At 63.6% G+C, this 18,904-nt stretch carries 18 protein-coding genes and 1 tRNA gene; 4 read left to right on the forward strand and 15 right to left on the reverse strand.

Annotated features, from left to right (window positions below):
• Window positions 1-240, reverse strand: coding sequence for a hypothetical protein (locus OJJ21_RS18800; RefSeq protein ID WP_297688689.1), 240 nt, complete (start codon window positions 238-240; stop codon window positions 1-3).
• 107 nt (window positions 241-347) lie between these two features.
• Window positions 348-1,100, reverse strand: a complete 753-nt coding sequence (locus OJJ21_RS18805; RefSeq protein ID WP_297688691.1) for a methyltransferase domain-containing protein — start codon at window positions 1,098-1,100, stop codon at window positions 348-350.
• 196 nt (window positions 1,101-1,296) lie between these two features.
• Here OJJ21_RS18805 and OJJ21_RS18810 point away from each other — a divergent pair, with 196 nt between their 5' ends.
• Both OJJ21_RS18810 and OJJ21_RS18815 read left to right on the forward strand, forming a co-directional pair.
• Window positions 1,297-2,235, forward strand: a complete 939-nt coding sequence (locus tag OJJ21_RS18810; protein WP_297688734.1) for a polyprenyl synthetase family protein — start codon at window positions 1,297-1,299, stop codon at window positions 2,233-2,235.
• Window positions 2,236-2,377: 142 nt separating this feature from the next.
• A tRNA-Pro gene (locus OJJ21_RS18815) sits at window positions 2,378-2,454 on the forward strand.
• 269 nt (window positions 2,455-2,723) lie between these two features.
• Here OJJ21_RS18815 and OJJ21_RS18820 read toward each other — a convergent pair.
• The 9 genes from OJJ21_RS18820 to OJJ21_RS18860 form a co-directional block, all read right to left on the reverse strand.
• Window positions 2,724-3,671, reverse strand: coding sequence for a DMT family transporter (locus OJJ21_RS18820; protein ID WP_297688692.1), 948 nt, complete (start codon window positions 3,669-3,671; stop codon window positions 2,724-2,726).
• Window positions 3,672-3,904: 233 nt separating this feature from the next.
• Window positions 3,905-5,083, reverse strand: coding sequence for an ABC transporter substrate-binding protein (locus tag OJJ21_RS18825; RefSeq protein ID WP_297688695.1), 1,179 nt, complete (start codon window positions 5,081-5,083; stop codon window positions 3,905-3,907).
• Between the two features lie 105 nt (window positions 5,084-5,188).
• Window positions 5,189-6,376 carry an ABC transporter substrate-binding protein gene (locus tag OJJ21_RS18830; RefSeq protein ID WP_297688696.1) on the reverse strand — a complete coding sequence of 396 codons (1,188 nt, stop codon included), beginning with the start codon at window positions 6,374-6,376 and terminating at the stop codon, window positions 5,189-5,191.
• 180 nt (window positions 6,377-6,556) lie between these two features.
• Window positions 6,557-7,738 (reverse strand): ABC transporter substrate-binding protein, encoded by a 1,182-nt coding sequence (locus OJJ21_RS18835; protein ID WP_297688698.1) that lies wholly within the window; start codon window positions 7,736-7,738, stop codon window positions 6,557-6,559.
• Between the two features lie 57 nt (window positions 7,739-7,795).
• Complete coding sequence (locus OJJ21_RS18840) at window positions 7,796-9,664, reverse strand: AMP-binding protein (RefSeq protein ID WP_297688701.1); 1,869 nt, start codon at window positions 9,662-9,664, stop codon at window positions 7,796-7,798.
• Window positions 9,665-9,698: 34 nt separating this feature from the next.
• Window positions 9,699-10,520 carry an ABC transporter ATP-binding protein gene (locus OJJ21_RS18845; protein WP_297688704.1) on the reverse strand — a complete coding sequence of 274 codons (822 nt, stop codon included), beginning with the start codon at window positions 10,518-10,520 and terminating at the stop codon, window positions 9,699-9,701.
• A gap of 1 nt (window position 10,521) precedes the next feature.
• On the reverse strand, window positions 10,522-11,280 hold the full coding sequence (locus tag OJJ21_RS18850) for an ABC transporter ATP-binding protein (RefSeq protein WP_297688706.1): 759 nt from the start codon (window positions 11,278-11,280) through the stop codon (window positions 10,522-10,524).
• Entirely contained in the window at window positions 11,277-12,353 is a 1,077-nt protein-coding gene (locus OJJ21_RS18855; RefSeq protein WP_297688708.1) for a branched-chain amino acid ABC transporter permease, read from the reverse strand. Before OJJ21_RS18855 ends, OJJ21_RS18850 begins: the two co-directional genes overlap by 4 nt.
• A gap of 13 nt (window positions 12,354-12,366) precedes the next feature.
• The gene (locus OJJ21_RS18860; protein WP_297688710.1) at window positions 12,367-13,317 is read right to left on the reverse strand and encodes a branched-chain amino acid ABC transporter permease; all 951 of its coding nucleotides are present in this window, start codon (window positions 13,315-13,317) and stop codon (window positions 12,367-12,369) included.
• A gap of 119 nt (window positions 13,318-13,436) precedes the next feature.
• On the opposite strand from OJJ21_RS18860, the gene OJJ21_RS18865 reads away from it, so the two are divergent.
• Window positions 13,437-14,354 carry an MBL fold metallo-hydrolase gene (locus OJJ21_RS18865; RefSeq protein ID WP_297688712.1) on the forward strand — a complete coding sequence of 306 codons (918 nt, stop codon included), beginning with the start codon at window positions 13,437-13,439 and terminating at the stop codon, window positions 14,352-14,354.
• Between the two features lie 14 nt (window positions 14,355-14,368).
• Here OJJ21_RS18865 and OJJ21_RS18870 read toward each other — a convergent pair whose 3' ends face one another.
• On the reverse strand, window positions 14,369-15,064 hold the full coding sequence (locus OJJ21_RS18870) for a hypothetical protein (RefSeq protein ID WP_297688715.1): 696 nt from the start codon (window positions 15,062-15,064) through the stop codon (window positions 14,369-14,371).
• 9 nt (window positions 15,065-15,073) lie between these two features.
• Window positions 15,074-15,292 (reverse strand): hypothetical protein, encoded by a 219-nt coding sequence (locus OJJ21_RS18875; RefSeq protein WP_297688718.1) that lies wholly within the window; start codon window positions 15,290-15,292, stop codon window positions 15,074-15,076.
• Window positions 15,293-15,670: 378 nt separating this feature from the next.
• Here OJJ21_RS18875 and OJJ21_RS18880 point away from each other — a divergent pair, with 378 nt between their 5' ends.
• Window positions 15,671-16,117 carry a response regulator gene (locus OJJ21_RS18880; RefSeq protein ID WP_297688720.1) on the forward strand — a complete coding sequence of 149 codons (447 nt, stop codon included), beginning with the start codon at window positions 15,671-15,673 and terminating at the stop codon, window positions 16,115-16,117.
• A 56-nt stretch (window positions 16,118-16,173) separates the two neighbouring features.
• On the opposite strand, the gene OJJ21_RS18885 is transcribed toward OJJ21_RS18880, so the two are convergent.
• The gene (locus OJJ21_RS18885; protein ID WP_297688723.1) at window positions 16,174-17,823 is read right to left on the reverse strand and encodes a 3-(methylthio)propionyl-CoA ligase; all 1,650 of its coding nucleotides are present in this window, start codon (window positions 17,821-17,823) and stop codon (window positions 16,174-16,176) included.
• 107 nt (window positions 17,824-17,930) lie between these two features.
• The gene (locus tag OJJ21_RS18890) at window positions 17,931-18,737 is read right to left on the reverse strand and encodes an enoyl-CoA hydratase-related protein (protein ID WP_297688725.1); all 807 of its coding nucleotides are present in this window, start codon (window positions 18,735-18,737) and stop codon (window positions 17,931-17,933) included.
• Window positions 18,738-18,904: the final 167 nt, after the last annotated feature.

An 18,904-nucleotide genomic window follows, 5' to 3' on the forward strand; every position in this document is an offset into this window, starting at 1 on the left:
TCAGGCCGGGCGACAGTCCGGACGGCCGCAGGTCTGGCCGGGAGACTGGTCCGGACCGGCAACCATGTAGGTGCCGCAGACCGGGCAGGGTTTCAGGTCTTCGGCGACGGCTTTGGGCTGCTGCGTCGCCGGATTCGGCGGCGGCGCAGCCGGGGTTTTAGGCGCAGGCTTCCGATTGATATAGCGCCAGCCATACCAGACGGCGGCAACGATCACGATCAGCAGCAGGTATTTCAGCATGGCGGGCGGATACGGGCTCGGAAGCAGGATATGGACGTCTGATTCTGGGGCTTTGTCCTGCCTGCCGCAAGGGCTGCCCGGAAGCCCCCCTCCCGGACTTGCGGCCGCTAGACCGCGGGCAGGGCGGCGCCATCGCGCAGCACCGCCTCGATCTCCGGCAGGTAGCTGCCGTCGGGCCGGTGCAGCAGCAGGCCGGGCGTCAGCGTCAGCGGCGTCTTGCTGCCCTTGATCGCCCGCACGATCACGCGTTTCGCCGGCTGGCCGGCCTTGGACCACAGCGGAATCACCCGAATCGCGCCGGCTTTGCGGTCCAGCGCCGCCAGGATGTCGCCCAGCCGCTCGGCCTTGTGGATCAGGGTCAGGCCGGCATTGGGCCTGGCATAGCGCAGCATGGCGGCGATCCAGTGGCCCAGATCGGCATCTTCGGCTTCGGCGCGCGCCGCGGCCCGTCCGGCATGCGGTGAGACACGATGTCGCGCCATGTCGAAATACGGCGGATTGGCGAAGACCTGGTCGAAACTGTTGGGCGCCAGGCCGGCAATGCGCCGGGCACGGATGTCGCCTTCGTATACGCTGAGCCGCTCGCCCAGCCCATTGGCCTCGATATTGCGGGCGCAGAGCGCGGCCAGGTCGGGCTGCAGTTCGATGCCGGCAACCGTAATCGCCTTCAGCCGCGCGGCCAGGCAGAGCATGGCCACGCCGGAGCCGCAGCCGAGTTCCAGAACCCGCGCACCCGCCCGGCAGCCGATGGCGGCGGCCAGCATCACCGCATCGGCGCTGGCCCGCTGGCCCTTGCGCGGCTGTTTCAGGCGGATCAGGCCGCCCAGCAAAGCATCATGTGTGTGATCGATGTCAGGCATTTGATATGAAAGAGGAACTTGGCAAATGAGCGGCGCTTGACCGACCCGGCCAGCCCACTATGCTCCAGCCAGACCGCTCGACACAATCATGGGTTCGGCCACCGTGGTGCAGACCGCCTCCAAATCGTTGCAAGACCTGCCGGCGCCGGGCCCCAAGCCCAGCATCGAGCCGTTGCGCGCCCTGGTGGCGGCCCATATGGATGCGGTGAATCGCGAGATCATCGCCCGCATGGCCAGCGATGTCAGCCTGATCCCCGAACTGGCCAGTCATCTGATCGCCGCCGGCGGCAAGCGTATCCGGCCGCTGCTGACACTGGGCGCCGCCCGGCTCTGCGGCTACCAGGGCGACAAGGATGTGCTGCTGGCCACCTGCGTCGAATTCATCCATACCGCCACCCTGCTGCATGACGACGTGGTGGACGAGAGCGACCGCCGCCGCGGCAATGCCACCGCCAATGTGCTGTGGGGCAACCAGCCTTCCGTGCTGGTCGGCGACTTCCTGTTCACCCGCGCCTTCCAGCTGATGGTCGAAACTGGCTCGCTGGAGGTGCTGCGCATCCTGGCTGGTGCATCCTCGGAAATCGCCGAGGGTGAAGTGCTGCAGCTGGTGATCGCCAACGACATGAATTCGCTGGAAAGCGATTATCTGAAGGTGATCAAGGCCAAGACCGCGGCGCTGTTTGCCGCCGCCTGCCGCGTCGGCGCCGTGATCGCCGACCGGCCGCAGGCCGAGGTGCAGTCGCTCGACGATTACGGCCACAATCTCGGCATCGCCTTCCAGCTGGTCGACGATGCGCTGGACTATGCCTCCGACGGCGCCACGCTGGGCAAGAATACCGGCGACGATTTCCGCGAGGGCAAGATCACCCTGCCGGTGCTGCTCGCCTTCTCCAGGGGCAGCGAGAGCGAACGCGGCTTCTGGCGCCGGGTGATCGAGCGCCCGGAAGAACAGACGGCCGAGGACTGGCCGCAGGCGCTGGCCTGTATGGAGCGCCATGGCGCCATCCAGGAGACCATGGCGCGCGCCCGGCTCTATGCCCAGAAGTCGCGTCAGGCGCTGGCCCCCTTCCCCGCCGGCGCAATGCGCGATGCGCTGGCCGAAGCGGTCGATTTCGCCGTCGAACGCGCCCTCTGACGCAGCGCCCGGGCGGCTTTTAAGCCGCTGGTGCAGCATGATTTTCCGCCGATCCTAAATTCCTGCCGGAATGCCCCGAATCCTGTCGGGGGGCCGCTTGCGGGGGCGCCCCTCAGGCGTTATACAGTCGGCCCGCGCCGGTCGGAGCGTAGCTCAGCCTGGTAGAGCACTAGCTTCGGGAGCTAGGGGCCGGAGGTTCGAATCCTCTCGCTCCGACCAGCGCGCGAATTCTCCCAAAAATCTGTCTTGATCCTGCGGTGACGCGCGGCTCTCCTGCCGCCTCCCCAACCGTCACCCTCGGATTTATTCCGAGGGTCCATCTGCCCAAGAAGATCTATTGGCCGATGCACTGATGGATGGCATGGACCCTTGGCCATCGCGCTTTGCGCGAAGGCATATGTATGGCGGCAAAGCCGCCGGGCCCAAGGGTGACGTTGTGTGGAAGGCGCGAGCCCTACTCCGTCACCCACCCTACTCCGTCACCCACCCTACTCCGTCACAATGGGCGGCACGGGCGCGCGCCTCACTGTCTCGCGATACAGGATGTACAGCCCGCTGGCGATCACGATGGCGCAGCCGATCCAGGTCTGCACGTCCGGGAAATCGCCCCAGACATACCAGCCGATCAGCACCGACCACAGCAGATGCGTGTAGTCGAACGGCGATACCACGGCGGCCGGCGCCAGCCCGTAGGCGCGCGTCATGCACAGCTGCGCCGTGCCGCCGATGAGGCCGGTGCCGATCAGCAGCAGCAGGTCGGTGAAATCAGGCGTCACCCAGAAGAACGGCAGCGCCAGCCCGGTGAGCAGCGTGCAGAAGGCCGTGAACCAGAAGGCAATGGTGGTGGAGGGTTCCAGGCGGCTGAGCTTGCGGATCTGGATGATGGCGAGCGCGTAAAGCAGGGTCGCCATCACCACGATCAGGCTGGCGCTTTCCAGCATGCCGCTGCCGGGCCGGATGATCACCAGCATGCCGACAAAGCCCACGATAATGGCCGACCAGCGATGCAGGCCGACGCGTTCCTGCAGCAGCCAGACCGACAGGCAGGCGATGAAGATCGGCGCGGCAAACGCAATCGCCGTCACCTCGGCGAGCGGCAGGAACTGGTAGGAGTAGAAAAACAGCAGCATGGCGCCGCAGCCGAACACCGAGCGCAGGCCATGGCCCGCCAGCTGCCGGGTCTTCAGCAGCGTCAGGGCATTGGCCAGCGTGGTGCCGAGATCATTACCCGCGCCGCCGGCGCCGCGCCACACCATCAGCAGGATGGGCGGGAAGGCAAACAGGCTGCGGAAGAACATGATCTGCACGGTGGGATAACCGGCCGTGAGCCATTTCACCAGCGCATCCATGATGCCGAACAACGACACCGCGATCAGGATGTAGCCGATGCCGAGCGGCGTGTTGGACACTTGCGTATGCACGGGAAAGACAGACATGGGACTGCGGCTCAGACCTGACATGAAACGGCCCGGCTGGTTGTGCCATGCCGGGCCGTGGAATGCATCCCCTATCCATTATTTTGTCATTCACCCCTGCCACACAAACCGTCACCCCAGGGCTTGTCCCTAGGGTCCATCGCGCGTTCCGATACGCCGATGGTGCAGATGGACCCTTGGAATAAATCCGAGGGTGACGATCTGCGTTACGAAGCGTCACTCCAGCGAAAGCACTAAAACGCCAGCGACTCAGTCACCCGGGTCCAGCGACCGCCCTTCACCTGCACCATGAAAACCGACTCGCTGCCATGGCGCTTGTTCGGGCCGAAGGTCATCACCGGGCCACCGAAAATATCGGTGTAGCCCTGGATCGATTCCATCGCCTTGAGGAAGCTCTCCGTGGTGAGGTCCCTGCCGGCGCGGTCCAGCCCCATGACGATCAGGTCGGCGGCGACATAGGAAAACTGCGCCGCCGGATTGGGATCGGTGTTGTATTTGGCGCGATACTTCTCCACCCACTGCCGGATCGCCGGATTGGCGGAGTCGGGATACGGCGCCTCGATCTGCGTCATCGTATAGAGGCCCTCGGTGGCCCCGCCCGGCGCACCCGAGACATTGAGATCGAAAGCCGCCGTGGTGCCGACCATGTCGACCGTCCAGCCCATCTTGCGGGCGGTGCTGTAGGCCAGGATGGTATCGCGGATGATCGAGCCGAGCGCGATCAGGTCGCAATTGGCCGCCCGCAGCTTGGTCATCTGCGCGGTGAAGTCGGTGTCGGTGGGCTTATGCGTGGTGGCATCCGCCAGTTTGGCATTCATCGCCCCGAGCTGGTCGCGCGCCCCTTCGAAAATCTCGCGGCCGAAATCGGTATCCTGATACAGCGCGCAGACCGTCTTCTTGCCCCGCTTCTCGACGAAATGCTTCACCGCGCCGCGCATCTGCGCGTAATACGAGGCACCGGCCGCCCATTTCATCGGATGGAACGGCTCGTAAAGCTGCTTCGCCCAGCTGAGCGGGAAGAAGTTCGGCACCCCGGCCTTGAGCTGGTCGGGTATCACGGCGTTGTTCATCGGCGTGCCGGCGCCGAGCAGGATCAGGAAGACCTTGTCACGGTTGATCAGCTTGTTGCCGGCCTGCACCGCGCGCGGCACCTGATACTGGCTGTCCTCGATGATGTAGCGGATCTTGCGGCCCTGCACGCCGCCCTGGGCATTCACCTCGTCGAAACGCATGCGCGCCGCGTTGGAGGAATGCACGCCGAAAGCGGCCGCCACACCGGACAGGTCGGTATGAGTGCCGATGATCACTTCGGTCTTGGTCACGCCCTGCTGCTTCTGCGCCGCGGCCTGACCGGCCGGCAGCAACAGCAGCGCGGCGACGGCGGTAAGGGTTACTCTGCCCAGGTTATGCATGTTTCCTCCGGATTTTCGTTTTCTGCGGTTCAAAGAATACCGGCCGCGGCGCCAGGCTGCGCCGCGGCCGGATAGCGTGGAACGCACCGGCAGGCGCCGGAACGCTTACATGCCGTAGCGTACCGGGCCGGCGATCTGCACGAAGCGGCCCTTCTGCACCTGATGCAGGAAAGCCTCGTCGGCGCCCTGGTGCTTGTTCGGCCCATAGCTGACCGCCGGGCCGCCGAAGATGTCGCGGAAGCCCTGGATGCCTTCTATCGCCGCCACCATCTTGTCGGTATTGAGGTCCCTCCCGGCACGATCAAGCGCGAAGATCAGCTGGTCCATCAGACCGTAGCCGTAGACGGCGCCGATATTCACGTCGACACCGAACTTGGCCTTGTACTTGTCCATGAAGGCCGCCACCTGCGGCGATGCCGTATCGCGATAGGGCATCACGGTGCCGGCCATCACAAACAGGCCTTCCGTCGCGCCGCCGGGCGCGCCGGCAACGATCTGGTCGTAATTGGCCGACTGGCCGAGGAAGTCGACGTCCCAGCCCATCTTCCGCGCCGTGCCGTAGGGCACGATGGCATCGCGCACGATGGTGCCCATCACCACGATGTCGCAATTGGCGGAACGCAGTTTGGTGATCTGCCCGGTGAAGTCGGTATCCGCCGGCTTGTTGGTGGCGGTTTCGACCACTGGCATGTTCATCGCCTTGGCCTGGTCCTGCACGGCCTCCAGGATTTCCTTGCCGAAGTCGGTATCCTGATACAGCGTGCAGAAGCGCTTCTTGCCCTTGTTGGCCACCATCCATTTCATGCCGGCGCGGATCTGATCGTAATACGACGACAGGCCGGCGAATTTCAGCCGGTGAAGCGGTTCCGACATCTGCCGCGCCGCCGTGATCGGCGAGAAGTTGATTACGCCGGCCTTGAGCTGGTCGGGCAGCACCGCATTGTTCATCGGTGTGCCGAGCGCGCCGGCCATGATGAAGATATTGTCGCGGTTGATCAGCTTGTTGGCCGCCTGCACGGCGCGCGGCACCTGATACTGGTTGTCCTCGACGATCAGCCTGATCTTGCGGCCGTAGATGCCGCCCTGTTCGTTGACCTCGTCGATGCGCAGCCGCATCGCATTCGAGGAATGCACGCCATAGCTTGCCGCCGGGCCGCTCAGGTCCGTATGCATGCCGATGACGATCTCGCTCTTGGTTACCCCACGCACCTTGCCGGTCTGCGCCATAGCAGCGCCGGCGATTGCCACTGTACCGGTCACGACCGCGGCCGTGAGCACATGGACCCTACGCATGCGGACCTCCCTCGTTTTTGTGGTCTTGCGGTTTAGCTTGACCCGGGAAGCTTAGTCCTCCGTGCCGGGCGGTCCTATACGGATTCTGCGCCGGCATCGCGTTGCTGCGACGCACAAAAGCAAAGAGGCCCGCGGTTTCCCGCGGGCCTCTCGCAATAGGCCGTAACCAGACGATTGAGATCAATACTTGATCGGCCCGTCGGCGATCTGCACGAAGCGACCCTTCTGGATCTGGTAGAACAGCACGTCGGTGGTGCCCTGATGCTTCTGCGGGCCGAAGCTGATCACCGGACCGCCGAAGATGTCACGATAGCCGCTGATGCCTTCCAGCGCCTTGAGGAACTTCTCGGTGGTGAGGTCCTTGCCGGCACGATCGAGCGCCGTGACGATCAGGTCGGCGATGTTGTGGCCGTAAACCGAACCGATATTCGGATCGCTGTTGTACTTGGCCTTGTAGGCATCCCACCAGGCCGCAACCTGCGGCGAGGCGGTGTCGCGATACGGCATCACGGTGCCGGCACCCACATAGAGGCCCTCGGTCGACCCGCCCGGCGCCGAAGCGACGATCTGGTCGAAGCTGGCCGACTGCGACACGAAGTCCACATCGGTCCAGCCCATCTTGCGCGCGGTGGCATAGGGCACGATGGCGTCGCGCACGATGGCGCCCATCGCCACCAGGTCGCAGCCGGCGGTGCGCAGCTTGGAAATCTGCGCAGTGAAGTCGGTAGCGATCGGCGTGTTGGTGGCGGTTTCAACCACCGGCATGTTCATCGCCTTGGCCTGGTCCTGCACGGCTTCCAGGATTTCCTTGCCGAAATCGGTGTCCTGGTACAGCGTGCAGAGCTTCTTGCGGCTGTTCTTCGCTACCAGGTATTTGATGCCCGCGCGGGTGTGATCATAGTAGCTGGAGAAGGTCTGGAACTTCAGCGGATGGAACGGCTCCGCCATCGAGCGGGCAGCGGTCAGCGGCGCCAGGTTGGGCACGCCGGCCTTGAACTGGTCGGGGAACACCGCGTTGTTCATCGGCGTGCCGAGCGCGCCGGCCATCAGGAAGATCTTGTCGCGGTTGATCAGCTTGTTGGCCGCCTGCACCGCGCGTGGCACCTGATACTGGTGATCTTCCACGATCAGCCGCAGCTTGCGGCCATGGATGCCGCCTTCGCCGTTGATCCGGTCGAAATACAGCCGCATGGCATTCGACACATGCACGCCATAGGACGCCGCCGGGCCGCTGAGATCGGTATGCTGGCCAATCACGACTTCCGACTTGCTGACGCCGCGAACCGCCTGGGCCTCCGCGGTCGCGGCGAGGCCGACAACCGCCGCAAAAGCCGCCGTGGCGGCTACAATTCTCGTACGCATCCTCATTCTCCCTTTTTCAGTAAACCGTTGGATCAGCTTACACTTCGCCGGTCGCCGTCAGGCGCCGGCATACATTTCCTCGATCAGAGGCTTGTATTTCTCGTTCACGAACTTGCGCTTCAGCTTCATCGTCGGAGTCAGTTCGTCATCCTCGGCGGTGAGCTGCTGGTCGATCAGGCGGAATTTCTTGATCGTCTCGACACGGGCGAAGTTCTTGTTGACCTTCTCGATCTCGCTCCAGATCAGTTCCTGCACTTCCTTGGCCCGGCACAGCGAGGCGAAGTTGGTGAAGGGCACGTTGAGATCCTGGGCGTATTTCACCACGTTGTCGTGGTCGATCATGATCAGGCAGGTCAGATAGGCGCGGCGGTCGCCGATCACCACTGCATCCGAGACATAGGGGCTGAATTTCAGCTGGTTCTCGATTTCCGACGGCGTGATGTTCTTGCCGCCCGCGGTGATGATGATGTCCTTCATGCGGTCGGTGATGCGGTACCAGCCCTCGTTGTCGACCACGCCGACATCGCCGGTATGCAGCCAGCCATCGACGATGGTCTCCGCCGTCTTGGTCGGGTTGTTCAGGTAGCCCATGAAGACATGCGGCCCCTTGAGCAGGATCTCGCCGTCCGGGCTGATCTTCACCTCGGTATTCGGCACAGCCTGGCCGATCATGCCGAGCTTGATCTCGTCCATCTGCGGCGAGGTGGCGAGCCCGACATTCTCGGTCTGGCCGTAAACCTCGCGCATGTCCTTGCCGAGCGCCAGGTACCACTTGATCAGGTCGGGCGAGATCGGGGCGGCGCCGGTGACCAGCCATTTGCAGCGGTCGATGCCGATGATGCGCTTGATGTTCTTCAGCACCAGATGGTCGGCCAGCCAGAAGGCGAGCTTCAGACCGGGCGAGGGCGTGCGCCGCTCGAGCCGGCATTGCGCCATCTTGTAGCCGATGCCGAGCGCCGTCCTGTAGGCGAATTTGCCCAGTCCGGTGGCATCCTTCATGCGGATGGCGATGCCGGAATAGAACTTCTCCCAGAGCCGCGGCACCGCGAAGAACACGGTGGGCTGCACCTCCTGCAGGTTCTGCGGGATGGTTTCCGGGCTTTCGGCGAAATTCACCGTCGAGCCGGAGCGGATCGGCCACAGCAGGGTGAAGCCGCGTTCGGCGATATGGCACAGCGGCAGGAAGCTGAGCTGCTCGTCGGTCTCGCCCTGCTCCAGCAGCCGCCCGGCAGTCTCCATCTGGAACACCAGGTTGCGATGGCTGATCATCGCGCCCTTCGGCGCCCCGGTGGTGCCCGAGGTGTAGATCAGGATGGCGAGGTCGTCGGGCCGGCCGAGCTTGAGCTGGTCTTCCCAGAAGGCCGGATGGGCCTTCTCATAGTCGCGGCCGAGCTGCAGCAGCGCATCGAAGCTGATCACCATCGGATCGCGGAAATCGGCCAGGCCTTCCATGTCGATGACGACGATCTTGCGCAAACTCGGGCAGCGGTCGCGCACTTCCAGAATCTTGTCGAGCTGCTCGTCATTCTCGGCGATGTAGACCACCGTCCGGCTGTCGTTGCAGATGTATTCCACCTGCTTGGCGGAATCGGTGGTGTAGATGCCGTTGGTGACGGCGCCGATGCCCTGGCTGCCGAGATCGGCATAGAGCCATTGCGGATTGCCCTCGGAGATGATCGAGACCACCTCGCCGCGCTTCACGCCGAGCGCGGCAAACCCTAAGCCGGCATGCTTGGCATTGTCGCCATACTGCCGCCAGGTGATCGAATTCCAGATGCCGAGATCCTTCTCGCGCAAAGCCACCTTGTCGCCGCGCTCGGCCACCTTGCGCCAGAAATAGCGCGGCAGGGTGTCGCGTTCGATGATGGCGAGGATATCGGCATCGATGGCAATGCCGGTTTTCGGGTCGACCGTCTTGGCACTCATACCAGCCTCCCTGTGGCGCCTGGCGCCCAAGTGATTAACGCCACGTTTTCCGTTTCTTCCAGCGCCGCTTGCCGCGCACGCCCTGTTCCTTCATGCCGAGATAGAATTCCTTGATGTCTTCCTTCTCGAGCAGCTTCGCGCAGGTATCGGCCATCACGATGCGGCCGACTTCCAGCACATAGCCGTAATGCGCAGCATGCAGCGCCACATTGGCATTCTGCTCGACCAGCAGGATCGTGGTGCCCTGCTCGGCATTGATGCGCACGATGATCTCGAAGATTTCCTTCACCAGTTTCGGAGAAAGCCCGAGCGAGGGCTCGTCGAGCAGCAACAGCTTGGGCCGGCCCATCAGCGCGCGACCGATCGCCAGCATCTGCTGCTCGCCGCCCGACATCGAGCCGGCGGCCTGGTTCTCGCGCTCTTTCAGGCGCGGGAAATAGCCGTAGACCAGCTCCATGTCCCTGGCCACGCCATCGGCATCCTTGCGGGTGAAGGCGCCCATCATCAGGTTTTCCTTCACCGTCAGGAACGGGAAGGTTTCGCGGCCCTCCGGCACATGGCCGATGCCGAGCCGCATCACCTTGTCAGGATCCATTTTCTGGATTTCCTGGCCGTTGAAAACCACGCTGCCCTTCTGCGGGTCCATCACCCCGCAGATGGTCTTCAGGATCGTGGTTTTGCCGGCCCCGTTCGCACCGAGAACCGTGACGATGCTGCCCTCGGGCACCTGCAGGCTGACGCCGCGGATCGCCATGATCGGGCCGTAGAAGGTCTCGATATTCGACAGCTTCAGCAGCGGCGGGTTGGCCAGCTTCTGCTCGATGGTCTGCTGCGTGACGGCGGGTGCGGCGCTCATCTCAGCCTCCCAGATAGGCTTTGATGACTTCGGGATGGCTCTGCACCTCCGACGGCGTGCCCAGCGCCAGCACGCGGCCGTAATTCAGCGCCAGTACGCGGTCCGACACCTCATTGACCAGGCCCATGTCGTGTTCGACCATCAGCACGGTGATGCCGAGCTCGTTGCGGATGTCGTGAATCCAGAAGGCCATGTCCTCGGTTTCCTCGGTATTGAGGCCCGAGGAGGGTTCGTCGAGCAGCAGCAGCTTCGGCTCGGTGCACAGCGCGCGCGCCAGCTCCACCACCTTGCGGGCGCCGTAGGGCAGGTTGACGATATAGGTGTCGCGGTAATGCTGCAGGTCGAGGAAGTCGATCACATGCTCGACCTTCTCGCGATGCGCCAGCTCCATCTTGCGCACGCTGGGCAGGAACAGCAGCTGCGAGGCGATATTGCCGCCGCGATGGGCATGGCGGCCGAGCAGCAGGTTGTGCAGCACGGTGGCATGCTCGAACAGCTCGATATTCTGGAAGGTGCGGGCGATGCCGAGCGCGGCGATCTTGTGCGGCGCCACCTGGGTGATGTCGTTGCCCTCGAAGCGCAGCGCGCCGCTGGTCGGGTCGTAGATGCGGCTGATCAGGTTGAACACCGTGGTCTTGCCGGCGCCGTTCGGGCCGATGATGGTGAAGACCTGACCCTTCTGCACGTCGAAGCTGACGCCGTCGACCGCCTTGATGCCGCCGAAGTTGATGGCGAGGTTATCGGCCTGAAACAGCGTCACCGGTTGCGCTCCGATTTGGTGTAGGTCTTCTGGCGCTTGAAGGTCGCCTTCTTGTAGAGCGGGAAGAGCGAGAAATAGAGCTTCACCTTGAGCCAGCGGCCGTAGATGCCGAGCGGCTCGAACAGGATGAAGAAGACCAGGATCAGGCCGAAGATGCCCGGTTCCAGGCCGGGCTGGCGCGAGACGCTTTCCGGCAGGTAGTCGCGCAGGATGGCGATCAGCTGCGGCAGCGAGCCGACGAAGATGGCGCCGTAGATCGCGCCGTGCAGCGAGCCGAGCCCGCCGACCACCACCATCAGCAGCAGCTGGATCGAGAGCAGGATGTTGAAGGCATCCGGCGCCAGGTAGCCGATCTTGTGGGCGAACAGCGTGCCGCCGAAGCCGGTGAAGCCGGCCGAGAGCGAAAACGCCAGCGTCTTGTAGGCGGCGAGGTTGACGCCCATCGACTGGGCGGCGATTTCCGAATCGCGGATCGCCACGAAAGCCCGGCCGGTGGGCGAGCGCAGCAGGTTGAGCGCCGCCAGCACTGCCAGCACCAGGGCGCCGAAGGCGATGTAGTAGAACGGCACGTCGTCGACGATGGAAATCCCGAACACTTCCGGCCGGTCGACGGCGAAGCCCTTGAAGCCGCCGGTGACATGTTCCCAGCGGATCAGGATCTGCTCGATGATGAAGGCGAAGGCCAGCGTGGCGATGGCGAGATAGACACCGGTGAGCCGCAGCGCCGGCCGGCCGATCACGGCGCCGATCACCGCCGAGAGCAGCGTGGCGACCGGGATCGAGATGAAGAACGGCACGCCGAGATTGAGCAGGATGGCATGGGTATAGGCGCCGATGCCGAGGAAGGCGGCATGGCCGAGCGACACCTGGCCGGTATAGCCGGTCAGCAGCATCAGGCCGATGCCGACGATGGAGAGGATGAAGACGTAGGAAATCTCGCCGAGCCAGAAATCCTCCAGCACGAAGGGCGCGGCCAGCAGCACCAGGACCAGCAGGCCGTACCAGAACCGGTCCGTGTTGTCGCGGAACAGGTCGATGTCCTGGTTGTAGTCGGTCTTGAAGAAGAAGCGCATGACTGTCTGTTCCTTACACGCGCTTGCGGCCGATATTGCCGAACAGGCCCTGCGGCCGGGCAAACAGCACCAGCAGGATCACGATATAGGCGGCGACATCCTTGAAGCCTTCCGGCAGATAGATGCCGGAGAACTGCTCGATCACGCCGATCACCAGCCCGCCGATCACCGCGCCCGGGATCGAGCCGAAACCGCCCAGCACGGCGGCGGCGAAAGCCTTCAGCCCCAGCAGGCCGATGGTGGTGTCGATCAGCGACACCGGCGCCAGCAGGATGCCGGCCACGGCGGCGACGCCGGCCGAAATCGCCCAGACCAGCGAGAACACCATCTTCACCGGGATGCCCATGTAATAGGCCGCCAGCTGGTTCTGCGACGCCGCCTGCATGGCGACGCCGATGCGGGTGAAGCGGAAGAAGGCATAGAGCGCGCCGCACAGGATCGCCGTGCCGACCACGATCGACACGTTGACATCGGCGACGATGAAGCCGCCGACCCGGGTGACGCCATCGGTGAACGGCGTGGCAAAGGCGCGCGTCTCGGTGCCCCAGATCATCGAGGCGCCGGAGCGGAACAGGAAGCCCAGCCCGATGGTGAGCATGACCACGGAAAACTGCGGCTGGCCGATCACCTGCCGCAGGATCAGCGTATCGAGCAGGTAGCCGAACACCGCCATGAACAGCACGGCGCCGAGGAAGGCGAGCCAGTAGTTCAGGCCGAAGCCCTCGATCAGCGAAAAGGCCACGAAGGCGCCCAGCATCAGCAGGTCGCCCTGGGCGAAATTCACCATCTCGGTGGCTTTGTAGATCAGCACAAAACCGAGCGCGATCAGGCCGTAAATGCAGCCTGCCGCCAGCCCGTTCAGCAGCAACTGGACAATCTCGGACAGCGTCCATCCTCCCAAAGATGTCAGGCGGTTCTTGGTGCCGCCCTGATTGGGTGGCAGATTACGGAAGCCACGCCGCACAGGTCAATCGCTTTCACGCTCGGATGAATGCTAATCACTTGACGTAGCGTCAATTTTCGCCCCTGCTCCGCTCCACGCCCGCCCGGAAACCACCCCGGGAAACTGCTCAAGGAACCGGCATGTCCATTCCCTTCATCAAAGAGTTGCAGTTTGCCTACGGAACGGTCAGCGGCCTGTCGCCGCTGGTGCGCCGCGTCATTGCGCAGAATCCCTCGGCTTTCACCTTCCATGGCACCGGCACCTATATCCTCGGCCATGGCGATGGCGTCGCCGTCATCGATCCCGGCCCCGACGATCCGGCGCATGTCGAGGCGCTGCTCGACAACCTGCGCGACGAGACGGTCAGCCACATCCTGGTCACCCATACCCATCGCGACCATTCGCCGGGCGCGGCGCTGCTGAAGGCGCGCACCGGCGCACAGACCTGGGCCTTCGGTCCGCATCCGCAGCCGAAAGGCAGCCTCGCGGTGGAGGAAGGCGGCGACCACGATTTCATGCCCGACCATCTGCTGCAGGATGGCGAGGTGCTGCAGGGCAAGGGCTGGACGGTGAGCGCGCTGCACACGCCCGGCCATATCTCCAATCATCTGTGCTTCGCGCTGCATGAGGAGAAGGCGCTGTTCAGCGGCGACCATGTGATGGGCTGGTCGACCACGGTGATCTCGCCGCCCGACGGCAGCATGGCGGATTACTATGCCAGCCTGAACCGGCTGCTGCCGCGCGACGACGTGCGCTACTACCCCACCCATGGCGCGCCGATCGACGCGATGAATACCGGCCATTCACCGCAGCATTTCGCGCGCGCGCTGATCAAACACCGCCAGGGGCGCGAGGCACAGATCATGGACTGCCTGAAGGCCGGACCGCAGACCATCCCGCAGATGGTGGGCGCGATGTATGCCGATATTCCGAAATACCTGCATCCGGCGGCGGCGCGTTCGGTGCTGGCGCATCTGATCCACATGGCCGAGGACGGCCGCGTGAAGGTGGAGGACGGCGGCGCGGCGGACGAGGCGGCGGTGTATCGGCGGGATTGAGCTGACCGGACCGCTCAGATGATCGAGCCGACGGCAGGCGGGTTTTCCGGATCCATCGGTCGCATGGATGAGTGTTCCGAGTAATGCATGTAGCGTTGCGGATCTTCATTCGCCCAGCGGATTGCATCATGGCCGAACCAGAACAAGGATCCCTTGTCATGGAGATGCGTCACCTTGCGGCTGGGCAAGTCGAAGCTGACCTGATTGCGATTGGTGCAGAACTTTCCCAGCAGGCGATAAAAGCGACGCGACATTGCGTCATGCTCGCGGTTCCCGGGATCGCAATAGAAGGTGCAGTCGCTCTGTGGGAGCATCTTCCAGTTCTGCTGCAAAGCTGGCCCGAACATGTACCAGATTTGGATCATGAAATACGGATTCTTTCTTCTCTTACCTTCCGCATCCTTCTTCACCACCCAACGCCCCAGACCGCGATCATCGATTTCCCACTGCATATTCGATTCGTACCGGTCTTCGTCGAACACCGCCATCGCCTCGCATTTGGTTTCGATGCCTGGCAGGTCGAACATATGCTTGTGAAAGACTGTTTTTTCCATCGGCGCGGGATCGTAAAATCGCTGCCAGGGCGTTCCGGCATAATAGCGGAACATCGGAAAAGTCCCGGCCAGCGCATCGGCGAAGCCGCGCCAGTCCGTATCCGTCATATATAGATACCGGACACGCATCGAGGGATAGATTGGCTGATCGGTCATGATGGTGATCTATCGCTTGTTGTTGCTCTTAAGATGCCGCTCCCATTCCAAACCAACACGCTCGGCCAAATCGCGCCGGATGTCGGACTGGCTGTTGAAGCCGACCGGCTCGCCGGTCTGGCGATGTCGTTCGGCAGCCACAATATCGGTCGATGGCATATCGCCATGGCGGCCGACCGAGCCGGAGAAGTCGAAAGGGTCATTGTCGTCGGGTGGCTGAAGTGCCATCGGGTATCGCTTTCGAAATAAATTTCTTGATAATATTCCTACAATATATACCCTCTATGTTCTTAGCGCAATCGCTGTTTTCAACGCAATCATCTGTACGGGAGATGGACGCCGCACTGGACAACGAGAACGGGAACAAACCGGAATAAGCACCGGATAAGCCGAAATAAGCTTGGGATAAGGTATCGATAAGCCGGAATAACGCCGGCATCAGCGCGGATAAGCCTGTCGAGAGCAAAAATAAGCCGGGGATAAGCCGAATTTGTTGCAGGACAGGCGCCGCCCGGCCGTGCAGTCTGGCCGGGCGGGCGCCCCTGATTGTCTCACCGGAACAAGGGGTTCCCTCACGCGTTCTGCTCTGCCCGAGGAGATTTGCACATGATGGCTTCCGCCCGAGACGACCGCACCACAGCCGAAGCCGGCGACGACCGCGCCGTGGTGCTGGTGGTCGAGGACGAGGTGCTGGTGCGCATGGTGATCGCCGAATACCTGCGCGACTGCGGCTATGTGGTGATCGAAGCCGGCAACGCGAAAGAGGCGGTGGCGCTGTTCCAGGCCGATATCGAGGTCGATGTGGTGTTCACCGACGTGCAGATGCCGGGCGAGATGGACGGCTTCGGCCTCGCGCGCTGGGTGCGGCAGACTCGCCCCGGCGTCGATGTCATCATCACCTCGGGCGCGGCAAAAGCCGCCGATGCCGCCGCCGGCCTGTGCGAGGACGGGCCGTTCATGCAGAAGCCCTACGAGGCGGAGGATGTCATCCGCCGCATCCGCCAGCTGCTGGCGGCCCGCGCCGGCAAGGCCGGCCGCGACGGCGGGAACTGAAACGAAAAAGGCCGCCCCACAGAGGCGGCCCTTCGTCGACTTGCCGAACGCGGCGCTTACGCGCCGGCTGTCGGCAGCTTGTGGTCCTTGAACTGCTCACGCAGCTTCACCTTCAGCAGCTTGCCGGTGGCGGTATGCGGCAGCTCGGTGACGAAAACCACATCGTCGGGCAGCCACCATTTGGCGACGCGGCTTTCGAGGAAGCTCAGCATCTCGTCGCGGCTGACCTCCTGGCCGGCCTTCTTGATCACCAGCAGCAGCGGGCGCTCCTGCCATTTCTCGTGATGCACGCCGATCACCGCGGCTTCCTGCACGGCGGGGTGGCCGACCGCGGCATTCTCCAGGTCGATCGAGGAAATCCACTCGCCGCCCGACTTGATCACGTCCTTCGAGCGGTCGGTGATCTGCATGTAGCCGTCTTCGTCCAGCGTGGCGACGTCGCCGGTGGTGAACCAGCTTTCGTTATCCAGCACGTTGCCGCCCTCGCCGCGGAAATAGCCGCGCGTGATCCAGGGGCCGCGCACCTTGACGTTGCCGAAGGCCTTGCCGTCGCGCGGCAGCTCGTTGCCGTCGTCGTCGGTGATCTTGATCTCGACGCCATAGACGGTGCGGCCCTGCTTGGACTGCACATCGATGCGCTTGTCGAGCGGCAGGTCGGCATGCTTCTTCAGCAGGTTGCCGGTGGTGCCGAGCGGCGACATCTCGGTCATGCCCCAGGCATGGATGACGAAGCAGTCGAGCTGCTTGGCGAAACGCTCGATCATGGCGCGCGGCGCGGCCGAGCCGCCGATCACGCAGCGCTGGATCAGGATGTCCTTCTTCACATCGAGGCCGGGCGTGGCGTCGATATACTGGAAGAAGGCGAGCCAGACCGTGGGCACGCCGAGCGAGAAGTTGCATTTCTCGTCGCGCAGCAGCTCGTACACGCTCTTGCCGTCCAGCGCCGGGCCGGGGAAGACCAGCTTGGCGCCGCACATCGCCGCGCCGTAGGGCACGCCCCAGGCATTGGCATGGAACAGCGGCACGATCACCAGCGCAGAGTCGCCCGAACCGAGATTGAGGCCGTCGCGCTGGCAGACCGCGTAGGAATGCAGCACGGTCGAGCGATGCGAATACAGCACGCCCTTCGGATTGCCGGTGGTGCCCGATGTATAGCAAAGGGAGGACGCTGTCCGTTCATCGAATTCCGGCCAGGCGAAATCCGGCTTCTCCTGCACCAGCAGATCCTCGTAGCACAGCAGGTTGGGGATCTTGCTGTCCTTGGGCATATGCGCCGCGTCGCTCAGCAGCACGAAGCCCTTCACGGTCTTGAGCTGCGGCGCCAGCTTCTCGAGCAGCGGCAGGAAGGTCAGGTCGAAGAACAGATACTGGTCTTCGGCATGGTTGACGATGTAGTCGATCTGCTCGGGGAACAGCCGCGGGTTGACGGTATGCAGCACCGCGCCCATGCCCGAGACGCCGTAATAGAGCTCGAAATGCCGGTAGGTGTTCCAGGCCAGCGTACCGATGCGGTCGCCGAGCTTGACGCCGAGCCGGGTCAGCGCGTTGGCCAGCTGCTTGGAGCGGTCGCGCAGGTCGCGATAGGTGTAGCGGTGGATCGGACCTTCCACCGTGCGGGTCACGATCTCCGTCTTGCTGTGGTACAGCGCGGCATATTCGATCAGCTGCGAAATCAGCAACGGACGGTCCTGAACCAGGCCCAGCATCGGTTTCCTCCTGTAAAACCTTATGGATTATGGCGCGCAGTCTATGGGCGCGCCAAAACCGCCGCAAGCGGCTGCGGCGGCTTCCGCAACGGCAGAAACAAATTGAATTAGCGACCCGCGAAAACCGGCTTGCGCTTGGCCAGGAAGGCATCGCGCCCTTCGGCGAAATCCGCCGAGTTGAACAGCAGCGCCTGCCCATCCGCCTCCTGCGCCAGCAGGGCGTCCAGAGGCTGCGGCCCGCGCGCCAGGGTCGCCTTGATGAAACCGACCGGCAGCGGCGCCAGGGCGGCGAATTTCGCCGCCAGCGCGAGCGCGGCAGGCAGCGCTTCGCCCGGTGCGGTGACCTGGTCGGCCAGGCCGATGCGGCCGGCGGTCTCGCCGTCGATCTCCTCGGCCAGCATCAGCAGGCGTTTCACCCAGCCGGCATTGACGCGCTGCGGCACGGTCCACAGCGCCGCCATGTCTGGCATCAGGCCGACCTTGCCGAAGGAGCAGCAGAATTTCGCGTCATTGGCCGCCACCACCTGGTCGCAGAGCAGCGCCAGCGACATGCCGGCGCCATAGGCGAAGCCCTCCACTGCGGCGATCACCGGCTTGGGTCCGGCGAGCAGCAGGCGGGCCAGACGGTGCAGATTGGCCAGCCGCTGCCGCCCGGCCACCCCGGCCACATTCTGCATCGAAGAGATATCGCCGCCGGCGCAGAAGGCGCTGCCGGTACCGGTCAGCACGATGGCACGCACCGCCGGATCAGCCATGGCGGCCTCCACGGCTGTCATCAGTTCGGCCCGCAGTTCCAGCGACAGGGCGTTGCGCTTGGCCGGATAGTTCAGGCGGATGACCTGCACGCCGGGCGGAATCCCGGGGGCGGATTCGCCGGGCGACTCGATGATGACCAGAGGCTGCGCCGACGTCATGGCATCTTCTCCTGATAGGGAATCGGGGTGGATTTCCCCGGCTGCGTTGTGATTGGAAGGATTGAAATTAAATTACCGATGGTCATTGCACAGATTTTATACAAAGTGATTAGTTCTCGACATGAGTGTAACCGTAGAGACACAGTTCCCGGCCACGATTGCCATAT

Origin of the sequence: Ferrovibrio sp. (assembly GCF_025869515.1) — a bacterium.
Classification (GTDB): domain Bacteria; phylum Pseudomonadota; class Alphaproteobacteria; order Ferrovibrionales; family Ferrovibrionaceae; genus Ferrovibrio.

What these genes read in the sequence shown, in the direction of transcription:
- OJJ21_RS18800 (WP_297688689.1), bottom strand. Translation starts at nt 240, where the DNA reads ATGCTGAAATACCTGCTGCTGATCGTGATCGTTGCCGCCGTCTGGTAT.
- OJJ21_RS18805 (WP_297688691.1), bottom strand. Translation starts at nt 1,100, where the DNA reads ATGCCTGACATCGATCACACACATGATGCTTTGCTGGGCGGCCTGATC.
- OJJ21_RS18810 (WP_297688734.1), top strand. Translation starts at nt 1,297, where the DNA reads ATGGATGCGGTGAATCGCGAGATCATCGCCCGCATGGCCAGCGATGTC.
- OJJ21_RS18820 (WP_297688692.1), bottom strand. Translation starts at nt 3,671, where the DNA reads ATGTCTGTCTTTCCCGTGCATACGCAAGTGTCCAACACGCCGCTCGGC.
- OJJ21_RS18825 (WP_297688695.1), bottom strand. Translation starts at nt 5,083, where the DNA reads ATGCATAACCTGGGCAGAGTAACCCTTACCGCCGTCGCCGCGCTGCTG.
- OJJ21_RS18830 (WP_297688696.1), bottom strand. Translation starts at nt 6,376, where the DNA reads ATGCGTAGGGTCCATGTGCTCACGGCCGCGGTCGTGACCGGTACAGTG.
- OJJ21_RS18835 (WP_297688698.1), bottom strand. Translation starts at nt 7,738, where the DNA reads ATGCGTACGAGAATTGTAGCCGCCACGGCGGCTTTTGCGGCGGTTGTC.
- OJJ21_RS18840 (WP_297688701.1), bottom strand. Translation starts at nt 9,664, where the DNA reads ATGAGTGCCAAGACGGTCGACCCGAAAACCGGCATTGCCATCGATGCC.
- OJJ21_RS18845 (WP_297688704.1), bottom strand. Translation starts at nt 10,520, where the DNA reads ATGAGCGCCGCACCCGCCGTCACGCAGCAGACCATCGAGCAGAAGCTG.
- OJJ21_RS18855 (WP_297688708.1), bottom strand. Translation starts at nt 12,353, where the DNA reads ATGCGCTTCTTCTTCAAGACCGACTACAACCAGGACATCGACCTGTTC.
- OJJ21_RS18865 (WP_297688712.1), top strand. Translation starts at nt 13,437, where the DNA reads ATGTCCATTCCCTTCATCAAAGAGTTGCAGTTTGCCTACGGAACGGTC.
- OJJ21_RS18870 (WP_297688715.1), bottom strand. Translation starts at nt 15,064, where the DNA reads ATGACCGATCAGCCAATCTATCCCTCGATGCGTGTCCGGTATCTATAT.
- OJJ21_RS18875 (WP_297688718.1), bottom strand. Translation starts at nt 15,292, where the DNA reads ATGGCACTTCAGCCACCCGACGACAATGACCCTTTCGACTTCTCCGGC.
- OJJ21_RS18880 (WP_297688720.1), top strand. Translation starts at nt 15,671, where the DNA reads ATGATGGCTTCCGCCCGAGACGACCGCACCACAGCCGAAGCCGGCGAC.
- OJJ21_RS18885 (WP_297688723.1), bottom strand. Translation starts at nt 17,823, where the DNA reads ATGCTGGGCCTGGTTCAGGACCGTCCGTTGCTGATTTCGCAGCTGATC.
- OJJ21_RS18890 (WP_297688725.1), bottom strand. Translation starts at nt 18,737, where the DNA reads ATGACGTCGGCGCAGCCTCTGGTCATCATCGAGTCGCCCGGCGAATCC.